The sequence below is a fragment of the Herbaspirillum sp. C7C8 genome, from assembly GCF_022627875.1.
Classification (GTDB): Bacteria; Pseudomonadota; Gammaproteobacteria; order Burkholderiales; family Burkholderiaceae_D; genus Herbaspirillum.
Window position 1 is genome coordinate 122,297 of record NZ_JABXGG010000010.1, and the last position, 13,556, is coordinate 135,852.

The window sequence follows — 13,556 nt, forward strand, 5'->3', positions numbered from 1 at the left end:
CGCGCGCAGTTTGCCACGGCCTCTTACAGACAACATCAGGAGAGCCCTGTGCACACCGCAGTCCCCCTGCGCGGCATTGACGATGTCGTCGCCTTCATCGATTCCCGTTCCGCCCTCTCTGGCCACGCCGGCCTGGTGTGGTGGCTGCTGCTGGGCGGCCTGTTCCTCGAGGCCCTTTCGCACTCCGCCCTCAGCGTCGGCCTGGCGCCGATGATCCGCCAGCTCGGCCTGGGGCCGTCCGAGGTCGCCCTGCTGGCGTCCTCGGCGGCATTCTCCGCCCTGCTGGCCAATCCCCTGGGGGCTGGCTGGCCGACCGCTGGGGCCGGGTCCGCCCGCTTCTGGCAGCCAAGTTGCTGGTCCTGGCGGCGGCCCTGCTGGTCGCCTTCGGCGAAGAGTTCGGAACCCTCGTGACCGGACGCGTCATCGCCGGTCTGGCCTTTGGCCTGGATTTTGCCGTCGCCATGGCCATGCTGGCCGAACTGACGCCGCAACGACTGCGCCATCGCCTGAACCTGTGGCAAGCCCTGTGGTATCTGGCCGTGTGCAGCAACCTGCTGCTGACACTGGCGGTAGAGCAATGGGAGGTCGGCGACAGCCTGTGGCGCTACCCGCTCGCCTTCACCGCCGCCGCCGCGCTGTTGCTGCTGAACCTGCAAATGCTGCTGCTGGTGGAAAGCCCCTGCTGGCTGGCCCGCCGCCAGCGCTGGCAGGCACTGTCCGACACGCTGGAACGGCTCTATCCCGGCCAATCCTTCCAGATCCCCGAGGCCCTGCTGCACCCACCGGACGCCCCCGGCTTCGGTCTGGCAGGCATGCCACGTCGCTCGGATCCGGGTCTGCGCTCGCTGCTGCGTCGCCCCTACCGTGCCCGCATCATGCTGGCCGCCAGCGTGCAGATCGGCCAGGCGGTGCAATACTTCGCCATCGGCTGGTACTTGCCGGTGCTGGGCATGGAGCTCTTTGGCGAGGATTTCTCCCAGGCCGCCCTGGGCGTGCTGGTCTTCAACGTATGCGGCCTCGCGGGAGGCCTGCTGGCGCCCGCCCTGGCGCGTCGACTGGGCCTGAGACAGGCGGCGGCCTGGGGCTTTGCGATGTGCTGCCTGGTCCTGCTGGTGCTGGCCGGGTCCTGGCGGCAGCTCGCGGGATGGCAGGCCCTGCTGCTCCCTTCGCTGTTCCTGCTGTATCACGCGGCCGGTCCGGGCGCCAACGGCAAGAGCCTGTCGTCGCTCTCGTTTCCCAGCGAACTGCGCGCGCGTGCCAATGGCGTGATGGGCAGCCTGGGAGGAGCGTCAGCAACGCTGGCCCTGTTTCTCTTTCCGCTGCTGCAGTCCGCCCTGGGCACGGCCGCTTGCCTGCTGCTGGTTGCCGCCCTGGCGCTGCTGGCGGCACTGGCCTGCTGCCTGATACGCTGGGATCCGCAACGATCAGGATTCCATCCCGATCTCGAAGCAATGACGACACCCGACGTCGCCATGACGCCACCCGCGCGTACCGACAGAAGACGCCATGAAAGGCCGTGACGGCATCCTCGCCATCGATGCCGGCACCTCCAGCACGCGCGCCGCAGTGGTCACGGCAGATGGCCTGGTCTCCTGCCTGCAGCGGCGTGCGCTGACCACGCATTCACCCCGCAGCGGCGTGGTCGAACAGGATGCCGACCAGATCTGGCAGCGCACCCTGGCCGTATGTCGCGCCACCCTGCAGCAAGCTGACCAGAAGGGATTGCAGGTGCGCGCCATCGGCCTGAGCACCCAGCGCGCCAGCGCCGTGTTGTGGGATACCGTCAGCGGCGAACCGCTGGTGCCGGTACTGGCCTGGCAGGACAGCCGCCATGCCGCCGACCTGGCGGCCCTGGCCCCGCGCTGGGACCCTTGCCTGCGCTTGCACCTGGGACGCCCGACGGGCAGCCGCTCGCCCTATCTGTGGGCGGCACAGCTGCTGCGCAGCCACCCGCGCGTGGCACGCGCCTGGGAGCGGGGAAGACTGGGCTTCGGCAGCATCGATACCTGGCTGCTCTGGCAGTTGAGCGGGCGACGCCTGCTGGCCACCAGCGCCACCAATGCCACGGCCTGCAACGCCTATGTGCTGGATCGCCATGCCTATGCGCTGGACTGGCTGGAGGCGCTGGGCTTCCCCGTCGCGCTCTTGCCGGCGCTGTATCAGGATGCCGACGACTACGGCAGCAGCGACGCCGGCCTCACCGGCGTGGCGCTGCCCATCCGCGCCTGCGCCGGTGACCAGCTGGCCGCCGCGATCGGACTGGGCTGCCTGGAGGCGGGCCAGGCACTGTGCCAGCACGGCACCGGCAGCTTCATCGATGTGCTGATCGGTACCCGCGCCGCGCTGGGCGGTGCAAGCCAGAGCGACGGCAGCGGCGTCGTAGTCACTGCCCGCCGTCGCGACCATGTCTCGCACTTCGCACTGGAAAGCTACTGCGCCACTACCGGTGCCGCCCTGAACTGGGCCTGCCAGCGCCAGCACTGGTTCCCCAATGCACGCTGCCTGCTGGCCCTGGCGGCCAGCGTGAGTTCGTCAGGTGGTGTCAGTTTCATCCCGGCCCTGGCCGGGGTACAGGCGCCGCTGCGTCACAGCGCCGCGCGGGCCGCCCTGCAAGGCTTGTCGCTGGCCACCAGCCGTGCCGACATCGCGCATGCGCTGGTGGAAGGCATCGCCCAGACCGTGGCCGCCAGCCTCAGCGCCAATGCCGACCAGGCCGGATTGCCGGTCACGCAGATGATGAGTGGCGGCACCCTGGCCGGCAGCGATCTGCTGCTGCAACTGCAGGCTGACCTCTCGGGCGTGCCGACCTGTCGCACGCATCAGAGCGCCCACGCCAGCCTGCGCGGCATTGCCTACCTGGCGGGCAGCCACGGCCTGTTGTGGGACGATCTGCCGCTAGCCTGCGCCCGCACCCGGCTGCAAGCCGTCTTCCAACCGCGTATCGACGCCGCCGAGCGCAGCCGCCGTCGCAGTCTGTGGCAGGCACGCCTGTACGCCGAGCTGGAGCACGTCCGCCAGCAAAACGCGTACTAGCGGCACTGCCCTTTTCCCTGCTGTTTTCATTTCTCTTTTTTCACTCTGGAACCCCGCATGCGCTCTCCCACCCCTCCCCCTCGTGTCTCCACACGTTCAGACCCCTCGCCAATCCCTGCCACGCCCGCCACCGATGATCGGTCACTGCAAGCCAGGCTGCGGCGCCAGCCGGTCATGGCGGCCATCTATGGTATGCAGCATCTGACCGCCTTCCTCGACAGCGCCGCCGAAGTCGGCATCATGGCGCATGTGGAATTGCGCGAGTTGCAGGCGGTCATTGCCAGCTTCAAGGCGGCCGGCAAATTCCCCCTGCTCAATGTGGACACCTGTGAAGGGCTGGCCCAGGACAAGGCTGCCATCGATTACCTGGTCGCCATCGGCGTCCCGGCGCTGGTCTCGACCCGGGTGGCCACGCTGGTGCGCGCCAACCGTGCCGGCATGATCACCATGCAGAAGGTGTTCGTCACCGATCGCACCACCTGGCCACGCAGCCTGAAGGCACTGGAACAGAGCGAACCCAACCTGGTGCAATTGATGCCGGCGCCTATGCTCACGCAACTGCAGCAGGCCGACCGGGCCGTGCTGCCGCCCATCGTGGCATCTGGCTTCGTCTGCAATGAAGACGATGCGCGTGCGGCGCTGGCGGCCGGGGCGGTGGCCCTGTCCAGCAGCGAGCAGCGCTTGTGGAACCTGCCGACCGGCGCGATCAGCGCGCCGTGAGCAAGTGGCGGGCGTATGCAGCGGCTATGCAGTGCGCCGACGCGACCTGGTCGGCCCGGTCGCCTTTTTCTTCGTAGCGGCCGGCTTGGCCGTCGGCGCCGCCACGACTGGCTTGCGCGCGCTACGCTTGCGCGTGGGTGCCGCATCGCCGCCGTCTTCGCCGATGGCCTTGGTGAGCTTGCGCGCCAGCGCGATCACGCGATCGGGATCGACGTCGAGCGTACCCATGAGCAGCTCGATGATTTCCGAGCGCGGATTGGCCAGCGTCGGCTCGATCATCATCACCGCCGCCGCCAGCGCCAGCGCACGCTCGCGCGAGGCGGTATCGGGCAGCATCTGCCCCAGCGCATTGAGCGCCTCCACCGGTGCCACCGCCGTGATGCGCGCCTGCTCCTTGAGCAATTGCACCCAGTTGGTCTGCGGCGAAACGCTGGCGTGCATGTTCGGCAATTGCGCCAGCAGCCGCGCCAGACGCAGGCTGCGCCGCTCGAACGCACCAATGGAGACCATGCCGGCTATGACGATGCGGCATACCGCCTGGGCAAAACTGCCCTCGGCAATCTGGTCGATGACACTCTCACGGTAGCGCCCCAGCTCCTGCTGCGCCCAGCGCTGGGCCACGTCGGCGTCGGGCTCGTGCGGCGGCAGCCAGGCCCCCAGGCCGGTCGGGCCGAACAGCTGGCGCGTCATGCGCACGGTACGGGCATCCCGCTGGTCGCGCCAGGCATTGAGTTCGTCGGTGATCTTCTGCGCCATGCGGCGCTCGTATTGCTTCAGCGGATGATCCGGGTCGAGTTGCACCCGCTGGGCGCGGGCGGCCGCGGCCTGCTGGCGAATGAAGGCTGCCGCCGGATGCGTGTCCGAGAACAGTTGCCGCTGCATGCGCAGGGGATTCATGCGCATGAGCGCGCTGGCGCTCTCGCGCGTGGCCGTCATGCGCACCCAGGGCCGCATCCAGGTCTTGTACCACTGCGCATTGATCTGTGACCACTGGCTGATGGTCGAGAAGATCGACTCTTCCTCGCGTCCTTCCGGATTGAGCTTGCGCAGGTCCTCCATGGTGCGGTGCTGGTAATGCACCGTATAGTCGCCTGGCTCCAGCGCATCCCAGCGCTGGCTGGGACGGCCATCCTTGCGCTCCAGCTTCATTTCGTAGAGGCCCGGCGGCAGGCTCTCGATCACGTCCAGCGAGCTGACCAACTGGTCGTGCTCCTTGAGCGCCACCGAACCGCCCACGAAAATGCCCAGATGCCCCACGCTTTCATGCAGCACGTAGATGATGGTGCGTCCGGCGGCGGCGATGGCGCGCTCGTCGCCCCAGACATCGATGATCCAGTTCAGCGCCTGCGGCGGCGGCGTGATGTTGTCGCCCCAGGAGGCGAAGACCACGATGGGCGCAGTAATGTCGCGCAGATTCACTGAACGGCCTCTGACCTCCAGCTCGCCGCGCGCCAGCTTGTTGCCCACGAACAGGTTCTCGGTGATGGCTTCGATCTCGGCACCGGTCATGCGGAAGAAACCGCCCCACCAGCGTTCGAACTCCAGGAAGCGTGGCGCCTCCTGGTCGACCCCGGCCCACAGGTTGTAGTACTTGCTCCAGAAGGTATTGGCCGGATTGAGCTTCTCGAAATTCTCCACCAGGCAGGCGCCATCGAAACGATCCGCCCCGAGGTCGGCCGCCAGCGAAGCCAGCCAGGTCCCGCCAAGGGTGGCGCCGCTGTAGCGCATGGGATTGAGCGTGGAGCTGCCGGCCCAGTAGGACGCCGGCGCCCCGACCATCATCAGCGGGCCGAACAGTTCGGGCCGGACTGCGTCCAGCGTCATCATGGCCCAGCCGGCCTGGCAGTTGCCGATCACCACCGGCTTGGCCGGGCATTGCGGATGGCGACGAATCACCTCTTCCAGGAACATCGCCTCGGCGTCCATCACCGTCACCAGCGTCTGTCCATCTTCCGGCTCGGGACGGAAAGTGACGAAATAGACCGTATGTCCCGCCTTCATCGCCATGCCCACTTCGGAATCGAACTTGAAACCGCCGATGCCGGGACCATGCCCGGCGCGCGGATCGACCACCACCACCGGCCGCGCCTGCGCATCGACCGCCAGCCCGGGCGGCGGCTGCAGGCGCAACAGCGCGTAGTTGCAGGGTTGCGGCAGGTCGTGGCCGTCCAGTACCAGCTCATGCTCGAACTTCAGCAGCGGTGGCGTACCCTGTTCCAGATGTTGCAGATAGTCATTGCCACGGTCGAGCAAGGTATCGAGGAACAGGAAACTGCGCTGTACGCAATCCTGCACATACAGCGGCACGTCGTTCCAGGCCGCAGCGGGGGCAGCCGGATGGTCGAGGGCGGGGGAATCGGGGGTCTTGCGGCTTGCCATGGGTGCACTCCGGTCAAGTGAGACATCCATCATACTGATGCAGATCGTCAGCAAATCGTCCGATCTCTGCGACAATGGAACCGCAATTCCCGGAATTGGGGATGAAATCCCCTGAAAACCATTGCACGGAGGAACTTTCATGGAGCTCAAGAGCCTGGTGGACCAGCCTGGCAAACTGCCGACCATCCCCAAGGTGGTCCAGCAATTGATGGCCAGCTTCGACAGCGAGGAAGTCTCCGCCCACGAGATCGCCCAGCAGATCGCGGCGGACCCGGCACTGACGGCCAAGGTATTGCGGCTGGCCAATTCAGCGTTCTTTCATGCTTCGCGCACCATCGGTACGGTCGACGATGCGCTGCGCATGCTGGGTTTCATCATGGTGCGCAACCTGGTGCTGGGCAATGGCATGGTGGCCGCCTTCAAGAGCACGCGCGGCATGGACCTGCCGCAGTTCTGGCGCCATACGCTCCATACCGCGGTGGCGGCGCGCTGGCTGGCCATGCACGCCGGGATCAACGGCGAGGACAATGGCGACGCCGTCTTCACGGTCGGCATGATGCACGGCATCGGCCAGTTGCAACTGCATGCGGTCGCTGCTGCTACCGTCGCCTCGCTGGACAAGCAGTGCAATGTACTCGATGCCGACCGTGCCGCACGGGAAAATCAGACCTGGGGCTTCGATTACGCCGACGTCTCGGCCGAACTGGCGGCGATCTGGCACTTCCCGGATGCACTGGTGACCGCCCTGCGTTCGGTGCCCGATCCGCTGGCCGCCAGCCGCCTCGATCGCGCCGCTGCCTGGGTCCACCTGGGCGCATGGGCTGCGCGCGTGAACGTGCTGTCGCTCGATGACGAGGCCGCGCTGGCCACCTATCCGATTGCCGTGGCCAAGAAACTGGGCGTGGATCCGGCGTGGATGCCCGTGCTGGTCAAGCACGCCGCCGACAAGGCCGAGCGCGCCATGCCTTCGCTTACCGAACTGGCAGCAGGGCTGGACGCCATGCTGGAATAGGCCTGGTCCGTATCAGGTCGCACAGATGCTGCAGCTGTGTCCCTTGCAGTTGTGCAGTACGCTGCTGCGCCCTGCGCCCGCATGCGTGCCGGGCCCGGTCGCGCCCTGCCCGGCCAGTTGCTCGGCGCCATTGCGCGGCTGCCAGCGATACTTGACCTGCAATCCCACATGGCCACCCGTGGGCATGGGCGAGGCTGCGGTCTCCTGCTTGCAGTAAGGACAGGTGGTCTGCCCATGCAGGCCCTGCAGGGAAATGAGCCGTTCGAAGATGCCTTCGCAATGGCTGCAGCGGATGTCGTACAAAGGCATGTTGTCCTCCTCAAGAATCTGCGACAAAAAACCCGACCAGGCCTGCGCCCGGCCGGGAACACACACGTCACTGCGTTGATCGCTACGCTTTGCGGCCCCAATAGGATTTGTCGTTGAGCATGCCCTTGGGGGTGATGTCCTGATCGAAGATCGAGGTCGGCAATGCCACCGTACAGGCGCAGTTGGGAATGTCGACGATGCCGCCGATGCGCCCTTCCACCGGTGCGGCGGTCAGCAGCATGTAGGCCTGGCTGCCGGTGTAGCCGAAGTGGGTCAGGTAGTCGATGGCCTTGAGGCAAGCCTGGCGATAGGCCACGGTGGCATCGAGGTAGTAGTTCACACCGTTTTCCACGCTGATGCCTTCAAAGGTCAGCCACTGCTCGTAATGCGGCTTGACGATGCTGGGCATGAAGATGGGCGAGGTGATGTTGTACTTGGCCATGCCGCCCTTGATGAGATCGAAGCCGACGTGGCTCACGCCATCCATCTCGATGGCGCCGCAGAAGCCGATCTCGCCATCACCCTGCGAGAAGTGCAGGTCCCCCATCGAGAAGCCGGCCCCCTTCACGTACACCGGGAAGAAGATGCGGGTACCCGCCGACAGATCCTTGATGTCGGTATTGCCGCCATGCTCGCGCGGTGGCACGGTGCGGGCAGCAACCTTGGCCATCTCCTCGAACTTGGCGCCGGTCAAGCCGCGCAGCACCGCCGTGCTGGGGTTGGGCGGCTGCGCCAGGCCCTTGGCGGCCAGCGGCGCTTCGCGGCGGTTCCACTCGGCCAGCAAGTCATGCGAGGGCAGGCAACCCATCAGGCCCGGGTGCGTCAGGCCGGCGATGCGCACGCCGGGGATGTGGCGCGAGGTGGCATACAAGCCCTTCAGATCCCAGATGGCCTTGTCGGCTTCGGGGAAATAATCGGCCAGGAAGCCGCCACCGTTTTCCTTGGCGAACACGCCCGAAAAACCGACGGGTGTCACCGGCTTGATGTCCAGCAGGTCAATCACCAGCAGGTCACCCGGCTCGGCGCCTTCGACGTGGAAGGGACCGGTCAGCGGATGGGCGCGGGTCAGGTCGACGTTCTTGACGTCGGAGACGTCATCGGTGTCCTGGATCTGCGCGTCGAGGAAGTCCAGCGACTCGATCATGATGGATTCGCCCGGCTTGACCGAGGCCAGGAACGGCAGGTCGGGATGCCAGCGGTTATGGCCCAGTTCGGCCTGCTCTGCCAGCGGGACGCCGGGCTTGATCTTGAAGTGCTGCATGCGATCTCCTTGGTGGTGGGTGTGTGATGGCGACCTTGGGACCGTGGGCCTCAGGCCGCCGGCTCGGTGGGAATCCCCGGCATCGGACATTCGGGCGTGCCGGCACTGTTGCGGGTCAGCGCCTCGACCTGGGCGCGCGCCGCCTGCGGATCATTGACCCAGGTGCGATAGAAGTCGAAGGGACACTCGGCCACGCCCGCCGGCGATTCGCCCGAATTGATCTTGCCGGTGTAGCCGCGATGCAGCAGCTTGTAGAGGTGGTTCTGCGACTGCCAGTGGCGGCGCGCATCGCGGATGGCCGAGACCGACAGTTCGGCATACTGGATGCCCATTTCCTCGGTACCACACTCGCCCAGCGTGCGGCCATCGAAACCGACGATGGCCGAATGGCCGAAGTAGGAATAGACGCCATCGAAACCGGAGGCATTGGCCACGGCCACGTACAGGTTGTTCATCCAGGCCATGGCCTTGGAGACCATGATCTGCTGTTCCTTGGCCGGATACATGTAGCCCTGGCAGCGCACCACCAGTTCCGCGCCCTTCATGGCGCAGTCGCGCCAGATCTCCGGATAGTTGCCGTCGTCGCAGATGATGAGGCTGATCTTGAGGCCCTTGGGGCCGTCGCAGACATAGGTGGTATCGCCCGGATACCAGCCCTCGATGGGCGTCCACGGCATGATCTTGCGATACTTCTGCACGATCTCGCCCTGGTCGTTGATGAGGATCAGCGTGTTGTAAGGGACCTTGCGCGGATGCTCTTCATGGCGCTCGCCGGTCAGCGAGAACACGCCCCACACACCGGCGATGCGGCAGGCTTCGGAAAAGATGGCGGTCTCGTCACCGGGGATGGTGGCGGCGGTTTCGAACATTTCTTCACGGTCATACATGATGCCGTGGGTGGAATACTCGGGAAACACCACCAGGTCCAGCCCCGGCAATCCCTGCTTCATGCCGACCAGCATGGCGGCGATCTTCCTGGCGTTCTCCAGCACCTCTGCGCGTGTATGCAGGCGCGGCATCTTGTAGTTCACCACGGCCACGCCGACGGCGTCGCGGCTACTTGAAATGTCTCCATGTCGCATGGGCTTGCTCCTCTGAAAAGACGGTCAGATCAGACCGACAGATACTTGCTGATGGTGGGCGCATCGACGTTCTCGCGCGTGTCTTCGTAGACGAAGCGGCCCTTGTCGATGACCAGGAAACGATCGGCAATCTCCAGCGTGAAGCTCAGCACCTGCTCCGAGACCACGATGGTGAGCGCGCGTATCTTGCGGATTTCCTTGAGGCTCCTGGCGATGTCCTTGATGATGGATGGCTGGATGCCCTCGGTGGGTTCATCCAGCAGCAGCACGCGAGGATTGGTCGCCAGTGCGCGCGCAATGGCCAGTTGCTGCTGCTGGCCACCGGAGAGATTGCCGCCCTTGCGGGTGCGCATGTCATAGAGCACCGGGAACAGCGAATACAGTTCGTCGGGCACCTTGCCCTTGGCCGAGGCGGGCAAGCCGGTCTGGATGTTTTCCAGCACAGTCATATGCGAAAAGATCATGCGCCCCTGCGGCACGTAGGCCACGCCGCGCTCGACGCGCTGGTGGCTTTCCAGACCACCCAGTTCCACGCCGTCGATGCTGATGCTGCCGCCGCGCAGCGGCAGGATGCCCATCAGGGTCTTGAACAGCGTGGTCTTGCCCATGCCGTTGCGGCCCATGACGGCGACGATTTCTTCCTTGGCCACCGACAGATCGACGTCGTGGATGACCTTGCTCTGGCCGTAGCCGGAAGCGAGTTGCGAGACTTTGAACATGGCAGGCTCCGAGGGTGATAGGCGTTCAGTGACCGAGATAGACATCGATCACCTTGGGATCGGACTGCACCTTCTCCATGCTGCCTTCGGCCAGGATTTTCCCCTGGTGCAGCACGGTGACCTTGTGCGCGATGCTCTTGACGAAATCCATGTCGTGCTCGATCACCACCACCGAACGGCCCTGACTGATGCGGCCCAGCAGCTCGGCGGTCTTTTCGCGTTCGGACACGCTCATGCCGGCCACCGGTTCGTCCAGCATCAGCAACTCCGGTTCCTGCATCAGCAGCATGCCGATCTCCAGCCACTGCTTCTGCCCGTGCGAGAGCAGGTCAGCCTGGGTGTGCAGTTGCTCTTCCAAAAAGATGTCGGCAGCCACCGCCTCCACCCGCGCCACCACATCCGGCGAACGCTTGAAGGTCAGCGCACCGAACACCTTGCGGCCACGCGGGAAGGACATTTCCAGGTTCTCGAACACCGAAAGGTTTTCGTAGATGGAGGGGGTCTGGAACTTGCGCCCTACCCCCACGCGCACGATGGCGTGCTCGCTCATCCTGGTCAGTTCATGGTTGTTGAACTTGATGCTGCCGGAGGTGGCGCGAGTCTTGCCGCAGATCAGGTCCAGCACCGTAGTCTTGCCTGCGCCATTGGGGCCGATCACCACGCGTACTTCATTGCGCTGCACGTAGAGATTGAGCTTGTCCACGGCCTTGAAACCGTCGAAGGACACGGTCAGGTCTTCGATGGCCAGGACCGGATGGGCATCCGATTCGAAACCGATGGGGTTCTCGCTCATTTGCTGGCCTCCAGGGTGGCGCCCGGCTCGATGCCGTCGCGCTTGGTTTCAGGGTTGGCCGGACGGGCCGCAGTCTTGACCGGTTCGGGCGCAGTCGGCGACACCGGCTTGGGTTCACCACGCAGCCTGCCCATCAGGCGCTTGCCCTGGGTCTGCCACAGACCAGCGAGACCATTGGGGAAATACATCACCACCGCGATGAAGAGACCGCCCATCAGGAACAGCCACAGCTCGGGGAAGGTTTCGGAGAAGTAGGTCTTGCCAAAGTTCACCAGCAGCGTTCCATACACCGCACCCAGCAGCGACATGCGCCCTCCCACCGCAGCGAAGATCACCATTTCGATGGAGGGCACGATGCCCACGAAGGACGGCGACATGAAGCCCACCTGCAAGGTGAACATGGCCCCGCCGATGGCCGAGGACATGGCCGCCACGCAGAACACGAAGACCTTGAAGCTGGCCACGTCATAGCCCGAAAAGCGCACCCGTTCTTCCTTGTCGCGCATGGCCACCAGCAGGCGGCCCAGCTTGGAACCGAGGATGTAACGGCCGAACAGGATGCAGCCGAACAGCAGTCCTGCATTGACGAAATACAGCACCAGCTTGGCGTGGTCGGTGCGGATATCCCAGCCCATCAGGGTGCGCAGGTCGGTGATGCCGTTGACACCCCCGGTCAAGCCCTGCTGGCCGATGATGAGGATGGACAGGATGGCCGCAATGGCTTGCGTGACGATGGAGAAATACACGTCCCCCACGCGGCGCTTGAACATCGCCATGCCGATCAGCATGGCCAGCACGGTCGGCACCGCCAGCACCGCAAGGATCGTGAAGGCAAAGCTGTGGAAAGGCTCCCACATGGCCGGCAAGGCGGTGATCTGGTTCCAGTCCATGAAGTCGGGAATGCCCGGCGTGGACTGGATCTTGGTGCTGATGGGGTCGGAGGCTTCGAGCTTGAGGAACATGGCCATGCAGTAGCCACCCAGGCCGAAGAACACGCCCTGCCCCAGGCTCAGGATGCCGCCATAGCCCCAGCACAGCACCAGGCCCACCGCCACGAAGGCATAGGAAAGATATTTGCCGACCAGGTTGAGACGGAACATGTCCATCGTCAGCGGAAACACCAGCAGCAGCAACACCGCCATGACCAGCAGGCCGAGCGCACCGGAGCGCCCACCCAACAGTTTTTCATAGGCTGCATTCATCATCGGACCTCGCTCATGTTGTGGGATCGGTAGAGGCTCTTCATCACTTGCGCACCTTGGCCGAGAACAGTCCTTGCGGCCGCAACATCAGGATCAGGATCACCGCCGACAAGGTCAGCACCTTGGCCATGGAACCGGTCAGGAAGAACTCCGCCGTGGATTGGGTCTGGGCAATCGAGAAGGCCGAGGCGATGGTGCCGATCAGGCTTTGCGCGCCACCGAAGACCACCACCAGGAAGGTATCGACGATGTAGAGCGAACCGCTGGTCGGACCGGTGGAGCCGATGGTCGTGAAGGCCGCACCCGCCACCCCGGCCACCCCGCAGCCGAGCGCAAAGGTGGTACGGTCCACCTTGCGGGTGTTGATGCCCACCGCCCCGCTCATGACCCGGTTCTGCATCGTGGCCCGTACCTGCAGACCCCAGCGCGAACGGAACAGCAGCACGAAGATGGCGCCGGTCAGCAAGACCGTCAGGCCCATCATGAAGAGACCGTTCAAGGGAATGTCGATGGCATCGGTGGGCTTGAAGGAACCCATGAGCCAGTCCGGCAAGGTAGCGCTGACTTCCTTGGCGCCGAAGATGGACCGGAAGGTCTGCTGCATCGCCAGTGACAGACCCCAGGTGGCCAGGAGCGTATCGAGCGGACGCTTGTAGAGGCGACTGATGAGCAACAATTCGGTGAGATAACCGATGCCATACGCCACCACAAAGGACAGGACGATGGCCGCAAAGAAATAGAACGGCTGCAAGGCCGGTGCATAGGTCGTGGTCAGGTGCGACAGCAGGTAGGTGATGTAGGCACCGATGGTGAGGAATTCACCGTGGGCCATGTTGATCACCCCCATCTGCCCGAAGATGATGGCCAGGCCCAATGCCATCAACAGCAGCACACAGAAGACCGAGAGGCCGTTGAAGCCCTGCATGGCGAAGATGGCGCCAAATTCGGATAGAGAAACCATGATGACTCCCGACGGGGCAGAGTTGGAGAGAGGACGAAGGGGCGGCAGCGCCCGCATGTCACAACAGACGCCGCCGCTTTGCTGC

Annotated in this window: 13 protein-coding genes; 5 read left to right on the top strand and 8 right to left on the bottom strand. The window is 64.9% G+C overall.

The window, feature by feature from the left end; genetic code table 11:
- Positions 1–48 precede the first annotated feature (48 nt).
- From HWE01_RS13575 to HWE01_RS13590, 4 genes are all read left to right on the top strand, one after another.
- Positions 49–411, top strand: a complete 363-nt coding sequence (locus tag HWE01_RS13575) for a hypothetical protein (protein ID WP_241822117.1) — start codon at positions 49–51, stop codon at positions 409–411.
- Positions 339–1,520: an MFS transporter gene (locus HWE01_RS13580; protein ID WP_241822115.1), complete on the top strand. Its 1,182-nt coding sequence runs from the start codon at positions 339–341 to the stop codon at positions 1,518–1,520. The genes HWE01_RS13575 and HWE01_RS13580 overlap by 73 nt, the downstream gene beginning before the upstream one ends.
- The gene (locus HWE01_RS13585; protein ID WP_241822075.1) at positions 1,507–3,033 is read left to right on the top strand and encodes an FGGY family carbohydrate kinase; all 1,527 of its coding nucleotides are present in this window, start codon (positions 1,507–1,509) and stop codon (positions 3,031–3,033) included. The genes HWE01_RS13580 and HWE01_RS13585 overlap by 14 nt, the downstream gene beginning before the upstream one ends.
- Before the next feature lie 174 nt (positions 3,034–3,207).
- On the top strand, positions 3,208–3,753 hold the full coding sequence (locus HWE01_RS13590) for a glycerol-3-phosphate responsive antiterminator (RefSeq protein ID WP_008329474.1): 546 nt from the start codon (positions 3,208–3,210) through the stop codon (positions 3,751–3,753).
- 24 nt (positions 3,754–3,777) lie between these two features.
- On the opposite strand, the gene HWE01_RS13595 is transcribed toward HWE01_RS13590, so the two are convergent.
- The gene (locus HWE01_RS13595) at positions 3,778–6,132 is read right to left on the bottom strand and encodes a DUF3141 domain-containing protein (protein WP_175343892.1); all 2,355 of its coding nucleotides are present in this window, start codon (positions 6,130–6,132) and stop codon (positions 3,778–3,780) included.
- A 139-nt stretch (positions 6,133–6,271) separates the two neighbouring features.
- Here HWE01_RS13595 and HWE01_RS13600 point away from each other — a divergent pair, with 139 nt between their 5' ends.
- A complete protein-coding gene (locus HWE01_RS13600; RefSeq protein WP_175343891.1) occupies positions 6,272–7,144 on the top strand; it encodes an HDOD domain-containing protein in 873 nt (290 codons plus the stop codon).
- A 12-nt stretch (positions 7,145–7,156) separates the two neighbouring features.
- On the opposite strand, the gene HWE01_RS13605 is transcribed toward HWE01_RS13600, so the two are convergent.
- The 7 genes from HWE01_RS13605 to urtB all read right to left on the bottom strand — a co-directional run bounded on the left by HWE01_RS13605 (position 7,157) and on the right by urtB (position 13,471).
- Positions 7,157–7,453, bottom strand: coding sequence for an FmdB family zinc ribbon protein (locus HWE01_RS13605; RefSeq protein ID WP_241822076.1), 297 nt, complete (start codon positions 7,451–7,453; stop codon positions 7,157–7,159).
- 82 nt (positions 7,454–7,535) lie between these two features.
- Entirely contained in the window at positions 7,536–8,714 is a 1,179-nt protein-coding gene (gene fmdA, locus HWE01_RS13610; protein WP_241822077.1) for a formamidase, read from the bottom strand.
- 50 nt (positions 8,715–8,764) lie between these two features.
- Positions 8,765–9,796 (bottom strand): aliphatic amidase, encoded by a 1,032-nt coding sequence (locus HWE01_RS13615; protein ID WP_241822078.1) that lies wholly within the window; start codon positions 9,794–9,796, stop codon positions 8,765–8,767.
- 29 nt (positions 9,797–9,825) lie between these two features.
- Positions 9,826–10,515, bottom strand: coding sequence for an urea ABC transporter ATP-binding subunit UrtE (urtE, locus tag HWE01_RS13620; RefSeq protein WP_008329487.1), 690 nt, complete (start codon positions 10,513–10,515; stop codon positions 9,826–9,828).
- 25 nt (positions 10,516–10,540) lie between these two features.
- Positions 10,541–11,308, bottom strand: a complete 768-nt coding sequence (gene urtD, locus HWE01_RS13625; RefSeq protein WP_008329490.1) for an urea ABC transporter ATP-binding protein UrtD — start codon at positions 11,306–11,308, stop codon at positions 10,541–10,543.
- Positions 11,305–12,510, bottom strand: coding sequence for an urea ABC transporter permease subunit UrtC (urtC, locus tag HWE01_RS13630; RefSeq protein WP_241822116.1), 1,206 nt, complete (start codon positions 12,508–12,510; stop codon positions 11,305–11,307). The genes urtD and urtC overlap by 4 nt, the downstream gene beginning before the upstream one ends.
- Before the next feature lie 43 nt (positions 12,511–12,553).
- Complete coding sequence (urtB, locus tag HWE01_RS13635) at positions 12,554–13,471, bottom strand: urea ABC transporter permease subunit UrtB (RefSeq protein WP_008329495.1); 918 nt, start codon at positions 13,469–13,471, stop codon at positions 12,554–12,556.
- Positions 13,472–13,556: the final 85 nt, after the last annotated feature.